Genomic DNA, 16261 nt, shown 5'->3' with positions numbered 1-16261 from the left:
CGAGCTTGAATAAAAAACATGAATTTTAACGATTATAAAGTAAAAATTTAACGGAATGATGACAGGTTTTTTTGCATTAAAAAATTAAGCCATTGATAAGCAATATAAATATTCGTGTTTATAAAATAGGCTACATGCGTGTAGCCTAAGTTACCATTGAAATAAGTTGTTTAAATTTTTTCTAGCAATACGCCTGATTCAATATGATGTGTGTATGGAAATTGGTCAAATAAGGCGAATTTTTGGATTTTATGGGTTTGACTTAAGATTTCTAAATTTTCAAATAACGTGTCAGGGTTACATGAAATATAAAGAATACGCTCAAAACCCTGTATTAATTTTAAGGTGTCTAGGTCGATCCCTGCACGTGGTGGGTCGACAAAAACAGTGTCAAAGTCATAACTTGAAATATCGATTTCAGCTTCTTGTAAGCGACGGAATTCACGTTCACCTTGATAAGCTTGGGTAAATTCTTCTGCAGACAAACGCGCAACTTGGATATTATTAATTTGATTTTGTTCAATATTCCACTGTGCAGCATAAACGGAAGACTTTGCCAGTTCTGTTGCGAGTACACGGCGGAAACGTAAAGAAAGGGGAAGGGTAAAATTGCCATTACCACAATACAGTTCGAGCAAATCACGTTCAGACTGTCGAGCTGCATCACATGCCCACTCCAACATGTCTTGGCAAACATGTGCATTGGGTTGGGTAAAACTGCTTTCGATTTGCTTATATTTAAATTTACGTTCAAATACTTGCAATTCTTCAACTACAAATTCATCGCTGAGGACAATTTTTTGACCACGGCTGCGACCAATAATTTTAATATTGAGTTTTTCTGCAAGTTGTTTGGCTAAAGCTTCCCATTCTTCATTGAGTGGGGCACGATACACTAGAGACACAAGCATTTCGCCATTTAAAGTTGCAAGGAAATGCACTTCAAATAAACGTTTAGACAATATGTCGCTGCTTTTTAATTCAGCCAATAAAATGGGCATTAGCGTGTTAATGCTTTGGTCGGCAATCGGGAATTCATCAATGCGAATCACCTTTTTTTGCTGATCTGCATCACGTTCAAACATGGCATAGAACATATCATCTTCGGTATGCCAAATTCGGAATTCTGCACGCATACGAAAGTTTTGTTCAGGAGAAGCAAAAACTTCTAATTCTGGTGGATTGAATTTGCTAAATTGATTGCGAATACGCTCAATTTTGGCATCGAGCTGAAGCTGATAAGTTGAAGTCATATAAATTCGAAAAGACAAGTTTAAAGCAGTGAGAATGGTAACAAAGTTTAGTCAAATTAGCTGCAATAAACTGCGATTCAAAATCAGTAAACACTATCTTTTTGTTAAATGTTCAACTAAATAGTCGATAAATACTCGTACAGCAGGCAATAAGCCACGGCGAGAAGGATAAACGGCATGAAAAATCCCTTGTGGTACTTTCCAATTAGGTAAAACTCTTACTAATTGTCCTGTTGCCACATAGTCCTCGACCATAGAATCAGGCAAAAGTACGACACCACAATTTTGACTGGCAAGTTTTGCGAGCATCAGTAGATCAGAACCCATGATGACAGGGTTGATCTTCACTTTCTTCTGATGGCCTTCTTCATCATGCAATACGATTTGTTGGTCAATATGTTCATCCATCATACTTAAAGTACGATGTTCAGATAAATCTTCAGGTTTTTTTAACAGACCAAACTCATTTAAATAGGCTTGGCTTGCGAATAAATGCTGTTCAATCTGTTCAAATTTTCGTAATACTAAATTTGGATCATCATCAAGATTGTCACGTACACGTAAAGCAAGATCAATGCCTTCATTGATAATATCGACACGGCGATTGCTGACTAAAAGTTGTACCTTAATCTCGGGATAATTTTTTAAAAAATTTGGTAAAATGCGGGCAATCTCATTTTGTGCAATGGAAACGGGAACACTCACTTTAATTAAACCGCGAGGCTGTTCACTGAGATGATCGACTAAATCATGTGCTGATTGTGCCGCATTCATCATCACTTGGGCATAACGGTAAATATTCATACCAATTTCAGTCACAGCAAAATGTCGAGAACTGCGTTGAATTAAGCGTACATTTAAGCTTTCTTCTAGGTTATAGACACGGCGGCTGAGTTTTGATTTAGGAATATCTGTTGCCCGTTCTGCTGCACTAAATCCACCATGTTCAACAACCAAGGCAAAACAGTAAAAATCATCTAAATCAGAGAGCATTAATGATTCCAAAAATATGAGAATGATGTATTTTAAAAATAATGAGTGATTACATGTCAATGCATAAAATATGTAGGAATTGTCGTTTCATTTTAAAATATGAATGTTGACCTACAGACTCTACACCATAAAAATGTATGGCTTACAACATTTCAGAACGCAATATAGCATGAACCTTCTTATATTCTTCTAAGCGCTGTAAATCTTTTTCACTTGGATGTGGAATACGTGATAAATCCATATTGTCGTTAACATCCGCGAGTTTAACTGCACAGGCAATCGGATTTTGATGAGCGCGATATGCAGCATCAATACGGCTTTCACCTGATTTTTTGGTTAAAGCAAGAATGGCATCAATAATTTCTTGATCAAATCCCAAAGAGATTAAATCGACGATAGTTGTATCGGTATCCTCTAAAATATCGTGCAATACCGCGACGATTTGTTGTTGTGGTGTTTTAACTTTGAGCATCAAACGCAATGGGTGAAAAATATACGGTTGATTCCCTTTGTCGACTTGTCCTGCATGTTTTTTTGCAGCGAAAGCAATGGCTTTTTCGATGGTTGACATAAAATCCTTTTGTTGATTGATCATGTAGGCGCTGTGATTCGAAAATGATAAATTGATGTGATCAATATTTCGAACTCGCGAAAAAATCGTTTAAACTAGCGTTTTATTTTGTGCTGAAAAAGATGGCTTTTCAACTGATTGAGCTCAATAATCCTGAGCAAAATGTAACATGTCCTTATTGCCAACATGCCGTTTTGGATTGGTCGCAAGAACAATATATTCAACCCTGTGAACATACTTTATTTATTGCGATGGATTTAGGCTTTGAATTTATCTCAGATTGCTTTGAGCAAAGTATGTCACGCACTGTAGATGAAATCCATGCCAATGATGAGCAAGGCATTCAGATTTTTGCTGAAATTTCACAAGCGACTTATGCCGATTATCAAATGTTTAAAATGGATTTAGGGGTAGAAGGTTTATATCGCTATATTGGCTTTAGCCCAAATGCTGTAATTTAATATTTAAGTCAGTTGAAATATGCAACAAAATATTCAAATCTGAAATCTAAGTGATTATAGATATAGAATATTTTGTTGCACACGATAGGACTATTTCGTTTGTGTTTGCGCAGCCTCTTGTACTAACCATTCTACAAATTTAGCGATTAAAGGACTTTGATGTTGTGCTGAGTAGACAAAATAATAGCAACGTACGCCTTTTAATTGAATTTTCGATGCAATAATTAACTCACCAGAGCTAAGTTCTTTTTCTAACAAGGTTTGGGGAATGAGGGCAACACCCATGCCATGTGTTGCAGCCACTGCGAGCATAGAAAAAAGCTCATGCCGTTGTCCATGTTGAGCGTGGGGGTGGTCATAGCCCGATACATCGAACCATTCTTTCCAAATTTTTGGACGTGTGGTTTGTTGCAGCAAAGGTAGACTGGCTATTTGTGCTGCACTCAGAGAAATATCGGTGATTTTTGTTGCTTGAAGTTCAGGAAAATACTTATAAATTAAACTTGGTGAACATACAGGTACAACTTCTTCTTTAAGCAAATAATGTGCTTTGGTATCAGGCCAATTTTCAACTTGTTGCGCCGTGCCTGTATAAATTGCGGCATCAAAAATATGTTCACTAAATAAAAAAGGTTTGGTACTGGTTTCTAAATGGATGGTAATTTCAGGATGAATCTCATTAAATTTATATAGTCGCGGCAATAGCCAACGTGTTGCAAAAGTGGGGACAACACCTAATTTGAGTGTGCCTCCTAGACCTTTATGTGAGATTAAATCTAAAGTGCTTTGTTCAATTGCGAGTAAATGAGATTTGATCGTTTGATAATATTGTGCACCTGCATGCGTGAGTGCGACACCATGGCGGGTACGGTTAAACAACGCCAAGCCTAAATAGTCTTCTAAATGTTGGATTTGTCTTGAAACGGCACTTTGAGTGAGGTGCAGCTCTTGTGCTGCAAAGGTATAACTTAAATGTTTTGCAGCAGCTTCGAAGCAGAGTAGTGCTTGTAATGATGGAATCATTCTACGCATAACCATTTCCATGCTTTTTATTTAAATAATAGATTGAAAATGCAATACAATTTAAAATAAATGCATTATCTACATATTTTGATATAGATTAATATTGTGATGAAATTCACTGTGAATCGATTGAATCTTGTGATTTATAAAAACATAAGTTATGCGAAAATGGAATATCTGGATGCAAATTAATCGTTTGAAAGAAATTTAAATTGGACATAGCATCAGATAGAAGCCAAACATATTATTTGCAGAGGACGCAATGAATCAAATGTTAAATTCAACTAAAAAATCACATGCACAATTTAATTGGCAAGACCCGTTTTTGATCGAGCAACAATTAACATCAGAAGAACGTATGATTCGAGATGCAGCACAAGCCTATGCTCAAGACAAATTGATGCCACGTGTTTTACAACAGTTTCGTCATGAGCAAACGGATGCATCTATTTTTCGTGAAATGGGGGAATTAGGACTATTGGGACCGACGATTCCTGAACAATACGGTGGTGCAGGCTTAAATTATGTGAGTTATGGTCTGATCGCACGTGAAATTGAACGTGTGGATTCAGGTTATCGTTCAATGGCGAGTGTGCAGAGCTCATTGGTCATGGTGCCGATCAATGAATTTGGTTCAGAACAGCAAAAACAAAAGTACCTACCTAAACTGGCAACAGGGGAATACATCGGCTGTTTTGGCTTAACTGAACCTGATCATGGCTCTGATCCCGGGAGTATGATTACACGTGCCAAAAAAGTGGATGGTGGTTATCGTTTAACAGGCACAAAAATGTGGATCACCAATAGCCCAATCGCAGACGTATTTGTGGTGTGGGCAAAAGAAGTGTCTGCTGAGGGCAATGTAGGCGAGATTCGAGGCTTTATTCTTGAAAAAGGATGGGAAGGGCTTTCAGCACCTGCAATACACGGCAAAGTTGGTTTACGTGCTTCGATCACGGGTGAAATTGTGATGGATAATGTCTTTGTTCCTGAAGAAAATGCCTTCCCTGAAATTCGAGGTTTACGTGGTCCATTTACCTGTTTGAATAGTGCACGTTATGGGATTGCTTGGGGAGCAATGGGTGCAGCAGAGTTTTGTTGGCATGCAGCACACCAATACACCATGGACCGTAAACAGTTTGGTCGTCCATTGGCAGCGAATCAATTGATTCAAAAAAAATTAGCAGATATGCAAACTGAAATTGCACTTGGTTTGCAAATTGCATTGCGTTTTGGTCGTATGAAAGATGAGGGGATTGCATCAGTTGAAGGGACGTCATTGATTAAGCGTAATAACTGCGGTAAAGCACTAGATATTGCCCGTGTCGCACGTGACATGATGGGGGCAAATGGTATCAGTGATGAGTTTGGTGTCGCACGCCATTTGGTTAATCTTGAAGTGGTCAATACCTATGAAGGTACGCACGATGTACATGCACTCATTTTAGGCCGCGCGCAAACGGGTATTGCTGCATTTTGTAATTAAATCTATTTAAATCAAATTTTTAAAATTCTTTAGGGTGTTCCTCATTGAGCATCCTTAGAGCGCTTATGCCTGAAAAAAGGTCAATATAGAAAAACATAAAGGATTCATCGTGAATAACCTCTTGAGAATCTACAGATGTAACAGTCTAAATTTTGAATATAAATAGAATAAAAAATGACAAAGATTTAGGGCAATGTAGAGCAACGGAATTGCGATGACTCATTTGGGAAAATGAGGTAAAGGAATGAATAAAGATTTAAATACTGAGTCCAATGTACTCAGTTATAAACTACCATCGAATGTAGGTACAACCCATAAGATTCATCGTGGCACATGGAAGTTGGCATTTATTTTTGCTTTTGTGTCTCTCGTGATTGATGGGGTGGATATTATGCTGTTGTCGTTCAGTTTAACCAGTTTAAAAGCTGAGTTTGGTTTAACGACATTTCAAGCGGGTATGTTAGGCAGTGCATCGCTAGCAGGGATGGCTTTAGGTGGTATTTCTGGTGGTTGGGCATGTGATAAATTTGGTCGTGTAAGGACGATTGCATGGTCGGTGGTTTTCTTTTCAATCATGACGTGTATTTTGGGAATGACGCAAAGTTATGAACAGTTTATGGTGTTGCGTTTTATTGGGGCATTTGGCTTAGGTTCATTATACATGGCGTGTAATACCCTGATGGCTGAGTATGTTCCTACTAAATATAGAACCACGGTTTTAGGTACCTTACAAACAGGTCAAACTGTAGGCTATATCGTGGCAACCTTGATGGCAGGGGCAATTATTCCTGAACATGGTTGGCGGATGTTGTTTTATGTGACCATTATTCCAGCAGGATTTGCTTTGATTTTCATGCGCTTTGTGCCTGAGCCAGCAGCATGGCAAGAAGCGAAGATTAAACAGGCACAAGGCGTTGACTCACAACTTGCTCAGTCTGTGAATGTTCAGCAGTCACAAGTTCAAAGTGAAAGTATTTACAAGCGTATATTTGGCAATATGCAGCACCGCAAAATGTTTTTATTTTGGATGATGACAGCTGCATTTTTACAATTTGGTTATTACGGGGTCAATAACTGGATGCCGACCTATCTTGAAACTGAATTGCACATGAATTTCAAATCATTGACTGGTTATATGGTGGGTGCTTATACCGCGATGATTTTAGGGAAAATATTAGCAGGTTATGCAGCAGATAAATTAGGACGAAAAGTAACATTTGTCTTTGGTACAGTCGCGACAGCCACATTTTTACCGGTGATTATTTTCTTTAATACGCCAGATAATATTGCTTATTTATTGGTTACTTTTGGATTTTTATACGGTATTCCATACGGTGTAAATGCAACCTATATGGCAGAATCATTCTCGACAGATGTACGAGGTACTGCAATTGGTGGTGCTTACAATATGGGACGTTTAGGTGCAGCAATTGCGCCAGCAACGATTGGCATGATCGCAGCAGGCGGTTCATTCACTATGGCATTTATTGTGATGGGCACGGCATATTTTATTGCAGGTGTGATCCCCGCTTTATTTATTTGTGAGCGTCAGTATGACCCACAACAATCAAGTTTGGTGTCCACTGAACATTCTGAATGTGTTGAGCATAATACTGTAAAAAATCAAGCATTAAAAACAACGAAAAAAACCAATCAAGTCGTAACTTAAAATATGAGCAGTCAGGGCAATAAAATGCCCTTGTCTAAGAGGAATAAAACGTGGGTGCATTACAAGGAATTCGAGTTTTAGATTTAAGCCGAGTTTTAGCCGGACCTTGGTGTGGGCAAATTTTGGCAGATTTGGGCGCAGAAGTTATCAAGATTGAGCGACCAAAACTAGGGGATGACACCCGAATGTGGGGACCCCCTTGGATGTTAGATCAAGATGGACAAGTAACCAAAGAGTCGGGTTATTACCAATGTGCAAATCGTAACAAATTGTCGGTTGCTGTGGATATTTCTTCTGCGGAAGGTCAAAAAATTATTCAGGAAATTGTGAAAACAGCCGATGTGCTCATTGAAAATTTTAAGGCAGGTTCTTTGCTCAAATACGGTTTAGACTACGAGACATTAAGTCAAATCAATCCAAAATTGGTCTATTGTTCGATCACAGGTTTTGGGCAAGATGGTCCACGTGCTGAAGAACCTGGTTATGATTTTATTATCCAAGGTATGTCAGGGTTGATGAGCATTACAGGGGAAAAAGACGGAGAGCGAGGTGCAAGCTCACAAAAAGTAGGTGTGGCTGTGGTCGATTTACAGACCGGTTTGTATTCAACTATTGCGATCCAAGCGGCGTTATTATCTCGTCATCAAACAGGAAAGGGACAGCATATTGATATGTCATTACTTGATGTTCAGGTTGCGGCTTTAGCCAATCAAGGCATGAACTATTTAACTTCAGGTGTTGTACCCAAACGTATGGGCAATAGTCATCCAAATATTGTGCCTTATCAAACATTTCAGGCGCAAGATAGAGCATTTATTATTGCATGTGGGAATGATAAACAATTCAAAGATCTGTGTATTGCGATTGGTAAACCTGAGTTATTAGACAATCCAAACTATGTTCGCAATCAAGACCGTGTGAAAAATCGTGCTGAATTAATTGCTCTATTGGAAGAGTATTTTCTAAGCAATACTGCCAAGCATTGGGTTGATGCCATTCATGCGCTGAAAGTTCCTGTTGGGGTAATTAATTCAATTGCGGATGCGCTAGATGAGCCGCAAATTCGACATCGCAAGATGGTGGTTAATATTCCACATGCTTTTAATCCGAATTTTAAAGTCATCGCATCGCCTATCAAAATGTCAGGTACACCTATCCAATATCATCGAGCCCCCCCGCGTCTAGGAGAACATACCCAACATGTTTTACAAGAATTTTATTCTAAAGAATACCTAAATAATTTGTGTGAACAAGGCATTATTGAAAATGGATAAATATGGATGAAATCCCCATATTTGTGTGATGTCAGACACATCATTATTAAAGTTAACTTTGCAAAGCACACGTAATCTGTTGAAATACTGTCATACAAATATCATGATTGTGTTTTAGATTATGTGTGCAAATTATAAACCAGCAACTTTAGCGCAAATTGCCGATTTAAATTTACCAGAAATTCCATTTTCATATCCTGAAGAAATATATCCTAGTTTCCAAACGCCGTTATTGTTTAAATCAGCGCTAGGGCTGGAGTGGCGGTTGGTCAATTTTGGTTTGATTCCAAAATGGGCTGAAAGTCGAGATGTTGCAAAACGAACCTATAATGCACGAAATGAAACGCTATTAGAAAAAGCCAGTTTTAGAGAGGCATTGCTCAAATGTAAATTTGGACTGATTCCAGTCACAGAGTTTTATGAGGCGAAGTATATCAATGGAAAAGCGCAGCGTTGGGGCGTAAAACGTAAAGATGGTCAAGCTTTTTTTATTGCCGCATTGTATGAAATTACCAAGATCAATGGAGAGATTATCCGTTCGGCATGTATGCTGACCATGGATGCAATCGATCATGCTATGATGAAAGAGTTTCACGAACCAGGCAATATTAAACGTTCTATTATTGTGATTGCACAACAACACATCGAGCAATGGTTGAGTTGGAAAAATATAAATATTGCGCCATTTATCAAAGGCTTTCCTGTAGATGAGTTTGAGTGCTTTTATTGTCCACAACAACGTCAAGCCAAAAACTCGCCACAGTTAAGTATGTTTGATGAATGAATTAGCGCGATAAATTTTTGAAAATGTGTTTTAAACTTTCCATCATTTTTTCAATTTGCAGCGGTGTTAAACCTTCGAAAGATTGTTCTAAAACGACACTCATTAAATCATTGATTTTAAAAATCATTTGTTTACCTGCATCAGTCAAGTTTACGCGTGTAATACGTGCATCTTGACTACAAGAACGCGTATCCACTAAGCCTTCATCTTTTAAACGATAGACAATTTTGGTGGTCGTTGACATTTTTGATACAATCATATCAGACAGTTCTGAAACACTCGCATCTGGTTTAGACTCAAGTGCCAATAACAAGCGACGTCGAGAATTATCCACTCCATATTTTTTTAATGCGTGGTCGACATTAAGTACATATTGAGAATGAACTTGGGTAATCCAATAGTACGGAAATTCTGCCAAATTAAAATTATCGGTTGTTGGTAAAAATTTTGAATATTTTTTGGTCATCAAAAATTCCTTTGTTTTTTCTAATTATTAGCCCAATGTAATAACAATTGTAATAGTATTGTAAATTGATGTTCTAAATCAACATAAAAATGAGGTGAAGTATGCATAAAATGAGAAATTTATTAAGTTTTTATACATAATACATCAATTTTATAGGATTGGATCAAAGACTATACTTCATTTGTTCCTTGATTATGATGGTTATTTTGATTGAATTTTACTCATTTTATAGGGTAGATACATTAAATTGAATCATTGAATGTAAATCTTTTCGATCATTTTATGCTAAGTAATGGTTGATAGGATACTGTATCTTAATTTTTGTTGATCTTCATTAATTTGCTTTGTTTTTTATTGAATAGCTGTAGGTATATTTTTATATCTATGGATGTATAAATGAGAGAGTTAATCTGATGATGTCATTATTTTTATATCTTTCACTAATGACAAGTGGGATATATTTAAAAAAAATTGATTTAGATTTAAGCATAATATAGTTGATTATAAAAAATATTTGTTGTAAAGGTCATCGTTTTATACCTTATTGCATGTTGCAATATGGTATTTCTAATAGTCAACAATGTGCTTTTTATTGTATTAAACTATAAATTGGCAGCTTATAACGCTCTAAAGTAAAAATATTTTTTAAATGAGATTTTTGAAAAATATAGATAAATATTTAAAATATAAAGATATCTTTGCTTATACATTTCAGCTTGAAAAAACCTTAAATTTTGTGTCTATTTGTAAAATAATAAAAAAAATAATTACAAAATAGTGAGATTATGCATAATTAAGATAATTTAGTTGAAAAGGTCTTATGTATGGATCCGTCGCCGTGTAGGTTAAAATTTAAGTTATCTGTTGTAAATTATAATAATGAGCAGGAGATCTAATAATGGAATTTTTATTAGACCCTGGAATATGGGTAGGTTTACTTACTCTTATTGTTTTAGAAATTGTATTAGGTATTGATAACCTTGTCTTTATTGCTATTTTGGCAGAAAAACTTCCCCCAGAACAACGTGATAAAGCACGTGTTTTAGGCCTTTCTCTTGCGCTGATTATGCGTTTGGGACTGTTATTTGCCATTTCATGGCTCGTTACATTGACAGAACCTTTGATTACGGTATTTGATAAAACCTTCTCAGGTCGAGATCTGATTTTGTTGTTTGGTGGATTATTCCTTGTCTATAAGGCAGTCACTGAATTACATGAAAAACTTGAAGGTAAACCCGAAGTTCAAGTCACAACCAATGTTGTTTATGCCAGCTTTGCTGCGGTTGTAACGCAAATTGTTATTTTAGATGCAGTATTCTCATTAGACTCCGTGATTACAGCCATTGGTATGGTGGATAAAATTTATGTCATGATGGCTGCAATGATTATCGCAATGGCAGTGATGTTATTAGCCTCTAAACCATTAACTGCATTTGTTAACCGTCACCCAACCGTTGTTATTTTATGTTTAAGCTTCTTATTGTTAATTGGTATTAGCTTAATTGCAGAAGGTTTTGGTTTCCATATTCCAAAAGGCTATATTTATTCTGGTATTGGTGTTGCAATTTTAATTGAAGCATTTAATCAGTTTAGTAATCGTAATGCGGCGAAACATCAAGCAAAAATTCCTTTACGTCATCGTACTGCGGATTCTATTTTAAAATTGATGGGCAGTAAGTTGGATGCAGATGTTGTCGCATCTCCTGACGTAGTGGAAGCACAAAAGACCTTTGTTGATGAAGAACGCTACATGGTCGGTGGTGTATTAACGTTGGCTGAGCGTAGTGTTGCTTCAATTATGACGCCAAGAAATCAAATTTCTTGGGTGAATCTTGAAGACGATCCTGAGCGTATTCGTGAACAAATTTTGTCAGTACCTCATAGTTTGTTCCCTGCGTGTCGTGGTCAGTTGGATAAAGTTGTTACAATTGTCCGTGCTAAAGAATTGATTGATGCTTTGGATGATCCTGAGCAGTTACAAGCTTTGATTAAACGTCAACGTCCGATTTTTATTTTTGAAAAAATGAAGGTCATTGATGCGATTCACACTTTGCGTTCATCAAAAGGTTCATTGGTTCTCGTGACAAATGAATTTGGAAATATTCAAGGCTTGATTTCACCACTCGATGTGTTTGAAGCAATTGCTGGTGAATTCCCAGATGCGGATGAACAGCTTGAATTGGTTAAAGTCGATGATCATACTTGGAAAGCATCGGGGATGTTGGACTTGTATCAATTAGAATTGGCACTTGAAACCGTTGATTTAGTTCAAGAAGATTCTGGCTATTTCAGTGTGGCAGGTTTAATTTTTGATAAAGCACAATCCGATGTCCGAGTAGGCACGCAAATTGAAGTTGAAGGTGTACATTTCGAAGTTTTAGAAATGGATGAAAATCGTATTAAAACTGTGAAAATTACTTATAGCGTTGCTTAATTACTTGGATTAAAAAATGCCTCATTGATGAGGCATTTTTTATGGCATAAATAAAAAGACACTTAGCATGGATTACGACACTAAGTGCATAAACTTTTAAATATTGAGTTCTTTAGCAATGATTGGCCAAATATTGTGATGTGATTTTTTGAACATGAGCATATGTCCAATTTGCTTGTGACCTAAAGCTGAGGGTACAAGTTCATGCATTTGAGTTGAGGCATTTGGATATAAACGAATTAAATCTTTAACATTGGCTTCGGTGGCAATTTCATCATCAGATGACCAAAATACTGTAATTGGGCAACGAATATTTTGATGAAAATCTTCAAAAATGGTTTTACCTAATGCATTTTCAACATAACCTGGGTGACTGCAAAATTGTGCCCATTGTTTTGCTACATTTTTCGGTAAATTTTCCCCCATTCCCAGCATTTTGGTTGTGCCATAGCCTTTAAAAAGATTTGAAATAGGGAAGATCAGATTAAACATGACGGGTGCTAATTGTTTGGTACGACCTTTTAGACCTTTAACATGTCCAGTTGAACCTGAAATCGCAATGACTTTGGCAACTTTTGCGTAGTTAGGCACAATTCCTAGGAGCTGACCCCCAGCGCTATGTCCTAGTAAAATGACTTGTGATTTGCCAGTCTTGACTAATAAAGCATCAATAGCTGCAGGAATATCGAGTTGTCCCCAATCTTGAATACTGGCATCCGATTTTTTTAAAGGACCATGTAGGGAGGCACCGATCCCTCGAAAGTCAAAGACCAAAACTTGATAGCCTTGTTCATTTAACCATTCAGCAAAAGCACGGTAAAAGCCTTGAGTAATTCCTGTAGCAGGGCAAATCAAAATGGGTAAATTTGTAGTAGAGAATGCTATGTCATAAAAAGTTGCACTGAGGCTATAGCCATCTTTACAGGTAATATTTAATTGTTGTGGTGTTTGCATAAGTTTTAAGAAATAGCTGTAGAAAATAATATATACCGTACATGAGTTCCAAAAAGAAACTTGTTAAAAGTATGACTAGAAAGTCAGAAAATAGATTTAAACAAGGCTACACTATAAAAAGGATATAAGGGTTTCAAAATGACAATGGATGATTTACAGTTTTCAGAATCGGTTAAAATAGCAATTGTTTTCAGTGGTTTATATTTATGGGTAGGTATGCTGACAGGCGTGTGGAAATATATGCAAATCCGTCAGTCTTCGCAATCACGGGCGCATTATTATGTAGATATTGCACATCGCAGTAGCCTTTTATATGCACCAGCGACTTTGATTTTGGCAGTTTTAGCTTATTTTTCTGCATGGTCAGCAAGTATTACTTTTATTTGTGTGGTGATTAATTTAATTTTTTTTAGTTTTGCGATCATGAGCTATATTTTGCATGGCGCACTAAAAGATACAACGAATCAATTTAAAGTACCGCATCAGATGGGAAAATGGCATTTACCTCAATGGATGATGAGCTTTGCCATGCTGCTATTGGCGTTAGGTGAGGTTTTGGCAACGGGAATATTAGTTTTTGGTGTGGTTTTAAAATTTTATTAATATTCAATTTGTTATTTCTCATTATTTTCTTTTAAAGATGGATGCTTGTGCATCCATCTTTTATTCTGTTGCAGCTGCGGCTTTCGCAGATTTACGTGTTTTGTGGTCAATCAATTCCCAAATGCAAAATGCAGCAGAAACGACTAAAGCATAAACAAAAAACTCAGGTTTTAAGTTACCTTGAATCAGACCATGTAAAAATAAAATTGTCATCAGTGCAAAAGTTGTACTGAGATAAATGACCAGTTTTTTGTTCGCCTTCAAAGAATTAATGAAGACTTGCTTGTTTGAATGTAGTGATAACATCCTCATCCCTCCTGTCTGCTCGACAAAAACCCCATTGTTTTAGTCAGAATTGCTTGGTTGATCCTTACCATAGCAAATTATTATTTTAAATGCAAATACATCATATTATCCTAAATAAATGTGACATATTTATGACAAATTGACTTTAAGTGATGATTTATAAATTACTTAAATCACGCTGAATGTATGTATTTGATTTAACTCATCTGTTTTGCAGAACATTTAACATACAATATTTTATTTGTAATAGGAAGGGGGAAAAGAAGGGTAAAACATGTGATTGGATTGTAAGATAAGCTAAATGCCTAGACGGTCATTTACTAAAAACAGTGGAATGATGATTCACGTTAGTTTTGGGGGATGCAAGCAATAAAAGTTCGTTGGGTAAACGTCACAATTATTGAGTGCTGTTAAAATCTATATTTGGGTAAAATAAGATTTTAGAACAATCATCCAAAACTATTTTTTAACTTTGTCGATGACAACAAAAATAACTAAAACGACGCAAGATGGAATTAACCATGCAAGATTTTGGGCATTAAGCGGTAAATGCTGAATGGCATCAGGTAAAATGTCAGCAAATGCTGTGACTTTAATTCCTTCAATAATCCCAAAAATAAATGCCACTGCGGTTACAGGTGCAATGACTAAGCGAGGATTGTTAAAGTATTTCCATAAAAAACTCAACATGATCACCACAATCGCAGGTGGATAAATTGCGCTGAGCACAGGGACTGAAACAGCAATTAACTTGGTTAAACCTAAATTAGAAATAACTAAAGAAAATAGAACCAAGATAAATACTAAAATTTTATAAGGAATTTTAGTGAGTAAAGAGAAATATTCAGCACAAGCACAGGTTAAACCAATTGCGGTTACCATACATGCAAGGAAAATCAAAGCGGTAAGGAATAAAGAACCTAAATCGCCAAACGCATGTTGAACATAAGCATGCAGGATCACTGCACCATTACTCGCATTTGGTGCAACTTCGTGGCTACCTAACCCAAGTTTAAATAAACTCAGATAAACCAAAGTTAAACCAATACCCGAAATTAAGCTGGCAATTACGGCATATTTAGTAATAAGTTTAGGGTCATTCACACCGCGTGAACGGATTGCGTGAATAATCACAATACCAAATACTAGAGCGCCGAGGGTATCCATAGTCAGATAACCATTAACAAAGCCTTCAGATACGGGGCTTGAGACATAGCCATCAATCGCAGGAGGAATAAAACCTGCTGGAATGACAAATGCAGCAATCCCTAAAATCGCCAATGAAATAATTTTCAAAGGTGCAAGGATATGACCGACTGTGTCGAGTAGTTTGTTGGGATAAAGTGAAACCAATGTCACAAATGCGAAATAAATGACACTATAAATCAGTAGACTCGAGCTTGAGTTACCAAAATAAGATGAAAAACCGATTTCGTAGGAAACTGTTGCTGTACGAGGGGTTGCAAACAGTGGTCCAACGGAAAGATAGCACACAACGGTAAGAATCAAACTTGCAACTTTACCTAAAGGTGAGCTAAGAATAGCAATAGAACCTTCAGTTTTTGAAAGTGCCATAATCGTGATAACGGGTAGGCCAACAGCGGTGATTAGAAATCCTAACGCTGCTAACCAAACATGTTCACCTGCTTGTTGTGCAACAATAGGTGGAAAAATAATATTGCCTGCCCCAATGAATAAGGCAAAAGTCATGAACCCTAAAGCAATAATATCCTTGGTACGGAGATTAGTCATAGGAGATGTGGTGTTACAAAAAACTGTAGATTTTAGGGGAAAAGTTGGGTGTTTTGTATTTTATTTTATAAAACGTATGAAATTTAATTATAAAAAACTTATAGTTCAAGGTTTCAGTGGATTTATCTAAATGAAAACAATATACTTTTTTCTAAAATGTTTTTTTTGAATATGATTTTAAATATTTGAATTATTTTATTTTCAATTGTACTTATATTGAGCGCTTTAACGT

General features: G+C 36.5%; 15 protein-coding genes. 7 read left to right on the top strand and 8 right to left on the bottom strand.

All coding sequences use genetic code 11. The features are described 5' to 3' along the window. Positions 1 to 170: 170 nt before the first annotated feature. The 3 genes from trmA to HUV91_RS06300 all read right to left on the bottom strand — a co-directional run bounded on the left by trmA (position 171) and on the right by HUV91_RS06300 (position 2817). Positions 171 to 1253, bottom strand: coding sequence for a tRNA (uridine(54)-C5)-methyltransferase TrmA (trmA, locus tag HUV91_RS06310; protein ID WP_130072534.1), 1083 nt, complete (start codon positions 1251 to 1253; stop codon positions 171 to 173). 93 nt (positions 1254 to 1346) lie between these two features. Beyond that, entirely contained in the window at positions 1347 to 2246 is a 900-nt protein-coding gene (locus HUV91_RS06305; protein WP_130072532.1) for a LysR family transcriptional regulator, read from the bottom strand. 142 nt (positions 2247 to 2388) lie between these two features. After that, entirely contained in the window at positions 2389 to 2817 is a 429-nt protein-coding gene (locus HUV91_RS06300; protein WP_174492886.1) for a guanosine-3',5'-bis(diphosphate) 3'-pyrophosphohydrolase, read from the bottom strand. A gap of 122 nt (positions 2818 to 2939) precedes the next feature. On the opposite strand from HUV91_RS06300, the gene HUV91_RS06295 reads away from it, so the two are divergent. Continuing rightward, complete coding sequence (locus HUV91_RS06295) at positions 2940 to 3278, top strand: hypothetical protein (RefSeq protein WP_130072527.1); 339 nt, start codon at positions 2940 to 2942, stop codon at positions 3276 to 3278. Positions 3279 to 3368: 90 nt separating this feature from the next. Here HUV91_RS06295 and HUV91_RS06290 read toward each other — a convergent pair whose 3' ends face one another. Beyond that, the gene (locus HUV91_RS06290; protein ID WP_174492885.1) at positions 3369 to 4310 is read right to left on the bottom strand and encodes a LysR substrate-binding domain-containing protein; all 942 of its coding nucleotides are present in this window, start codon (positions 4308 to 4310) and stop codon (positions 3369 to 3371) included. 253 nt (positions 4311 to 4563) lie between these two features. Between HUV91_RS06290 and HUV91_RS06285 the strand changes: the two genes are divergently transcribed. The 4 genes from HUV91_RS06285 to HUV91_RS06270 all read left to right on the top strand — a co-directional run bounded on the left by HUV91_RS06285 (position 4564) and on the right by HUV91_RS06270 (position 9514). Beyond that, on the top strand, positions 4564 to 5787 hold the full coding sequence (locus HUV91_RS06285) for an acyl-CoA dehydrogenase (protein ID WP_130072523.1): 1224 nt from the start codon (positions 4564 to 4566) through the stop codon (positions 5785 to 5787). A 244-nt stretch (positions 5788 to 6031) separates the two neighbouring features. Beyond that, on the top strand, positions 6032 to 7456 hold the full coding sequence (locus HUV91_RS06280) for an MFS transporter (protein ID WP_174492884.1): 1425 nt from the start codon (positions 6032 to 6034) through the stop codon (positions 7454 to 7456). 50 nt (positions 7457 to 7506) lie between these two features. Continuing rightward, positions 7507 to 8730: a CaiB/BaiF CoA transferase family protein gene (locus HUV91_RS06275; protein ID WP_130072519.1), complete on the top strand. Its 1224-nt coding sequence runs from the start codon at positions 7507 to 7509 to the stop codon at positions 8728 to 8730. A gap of 121 nt (positions 8731 to 8851) precedes the next feature. Further along, positions 8852 to 9514 carry an SOS response-associated peptidase gene (locus HUV91_RS06270; RefSeq protein ID WP_174492883.1) on the top strand — a complete coding sequence of 221 codons (663 nt, stop codon included), beginning with the start codon at positions 8852 to 8854 and terminating at the stop codon, positions 9512 to 9514. A 1-nt stretch (position 9515) separates the two neighbouring features. Here HUV91_RS06270 and HUV91_RS06265 read toward each other — a convergent pair whose 3' ends face one another. Continuing rightward, positions 9516 to 9980 carry a MarR family winged helix-turn-helix transcriptional regulator gene (locus tag HUV91_RS06265; RefSeq protein ID WP_174492882.1) on the bottom strand — a complete coding sequence of 155 codons (465 nt, stop codon included), beginning with the start codon at positions 9978 to 9980 and terminating at the stop codon, positions 9516 to 9518. A gap of 898 nt (positions 9981 to 10878) precedes the next feature. Between HUV91_RS06265 and HUV91_RS06260 the strand changes: the two genes are divergently transcribed. Beyond that, complete coding sequence (locus HUV91_RS06260; protein WP_174492881.1) at positions 10879 to 12414, top strand: TerC family protein; 1536 nt, start codon at positions 10879 to 10881, stop codon at positions 12412 to 12414. Between the two features lie 96 nt (positions 12415 to 12510). Here HUV91_RS06260 and HUV91_RS06255 read toward each other — a convergent pair whose 3' ends face one another. Beyond that, a complete protein-coding gene (locus HUV91_RS06255) occupies positions 12511 to 13368 on the bottom strand; it encodes an alpha/beta fold hydrolase (RefSeq protein WP_174492880.1) in 858 nt (285 codons plus the stop codon). 144 nt (positions 13369 to 13512) lie between these two features. Between HUV91_RS06255 and HUV91_RS06250 the strand changes: the two genes are divergently transcribed. Further along, positions 13513 to 13971 (top strand): hypothetical protein, encoded by a 459-nt coding sequence (locus tag HUV91_RS06250; RefSeq protein WP_130073864.1) that lies wholly within the window; start codon positions 13513 to 13515, stop codon positions 13969 to 13971. A gap of 60 nt (positions 13972 to 14031) precedes the next feature. Here the strand turns inward: HUV91_RS06250 and HUV91_RS06245 are convergent, their stop codons facing one another. After that, on the bottom strand, positions 14032 to 14277 hold the full coding sequence (locus HUV91_RS06245) for a hypothetical protein (RefSeq protein WP_174492879.1): 246 nt from the start codon (positions 14275 to 14277) through the stop codon (positions 14032 to 14034). A gap of 459 nt (positions 14278 to 14736) precedes the next feature. Further along, the gene (gene brnQ, locus HUV91_RS06240) at positions 14737 to 16029 is read right to left on the bottom strand and encodes a branched-chain amino acid transport system II carrier protein (RefSeq protein ID WP_130073848.1); all 1293 of its coding nucleotides are present in this window, start codon (positions 16027 to 16029) and stop codon (positions 14737 to 14739) included. Positions 16030 to 16261 lie beyond the last annotated feature (232 nt).

It is taken from the genome of Acinetobacter sp. Marseille-Q1623 (assembly GCF_902809895.1).
GTDB classification, from domain to species: domain Bacteria; phylum Pseudomonadota; class Gammaproteobacteria; order Pseudomonadales; family Moraxellaceae; genus Acinetobacter; species Acinetobacter piscicola_A.
This window is presented reverse-complemented; position numbering and strand designations above follow the sequence as displayed.

Coding starts and splice junctions, on each gene's coding strand:
- HUV91_RS06280 (WP_174492884.1), top strand. CDS start 6,032: ATGAATAAAGATTTAAATACTGAGTCCAATGTACTCAGTTATAAACTA.
- HUV91_RS06290 (WP_174492885.1), bottom strand. CDS start 4,310: ATGCGTAGAATGATTCCATCATTACAAGCACTACTCTGCTTCGAAGCT.
- HUV91_RS06305 (WP_130072532.1), bottom strand. CDS start 2,246: ATGCTCTCTGATTTAGATGATTTTTACTGTTTTGCCTTGGTTGTTGAA.
- brnQ (WP_130073848.1), bottom strand. CDS start 16,029: ATGACTAATCTCCGTACCAAGGATATTATTGCTTTAGGGTTCATGACT.
- trmA (WP_130072534.1), bottom strand. CDS start 1,253: ATGACTTCAACTTATCAGCTTCAGCTCGATGCCAAAATTGAGCGTATT.
- HUV91_RS06295 (WP_130072527.1), top strand. CDS start 2,940: ATGGCTTTTCAACTGATTGAGCTCAATAATCCTGAGCAAAATGTAACA.
- HUV91_RS06255 (WP_174492880.1), bottom strand. CDS start 13,368: ATGCAAACACCACAACAATTAAATATTACCTGTAAAGATGGCTATAGC.
- HUV91_RS06285 (WP_130072523.1), top strand. CDS start 4,564: ATGAATCAAATGTTAAATTCAACTAAAAAATCACATGCACAATTTAAT.
- HUV91_RS06245 (WP_174492879.1), bottom strand. CDS start 14,277: ATGTTATCACTACATTCAAACAAGCAAGTCTTCATTAATTCTTTGAAG.
- HUV91_RS06250 (WP_130073864.1), top strand. CDS start 13,513: ATGGATGATTTACAGTTTTCAGAATCGGTTAAAATAGCAATTGTTTTC.
- HUV91_RS06260 (WP_174492881.1), top strand. CDS start 10,879: ATGGAATTTTTATTAGACCCTGGAATATGGGTAGGTTTACTTACTCTT.
- HUV91_RS06300 (WP_174492886.1), bottom strand. CDS start 2,817: ATGTCAACCATCGAAAAAGCCATTGCTTTCGCTGCAAAAAAACATGCA.
- HUV91_RS06270 (WP_174492883.1), top strand. CDS start 8,852: ATGTGTGCAAATTATAAACCAGCAACTTTAGCGCAAATTGCCGATTTA.
- HUV91_RS06265 (WP_174492882.1), bottom strand. CDS start 9,980: ATGACCAAAAAATATTCAAAATTTTTACCAACAACCGATAATTTTAAT.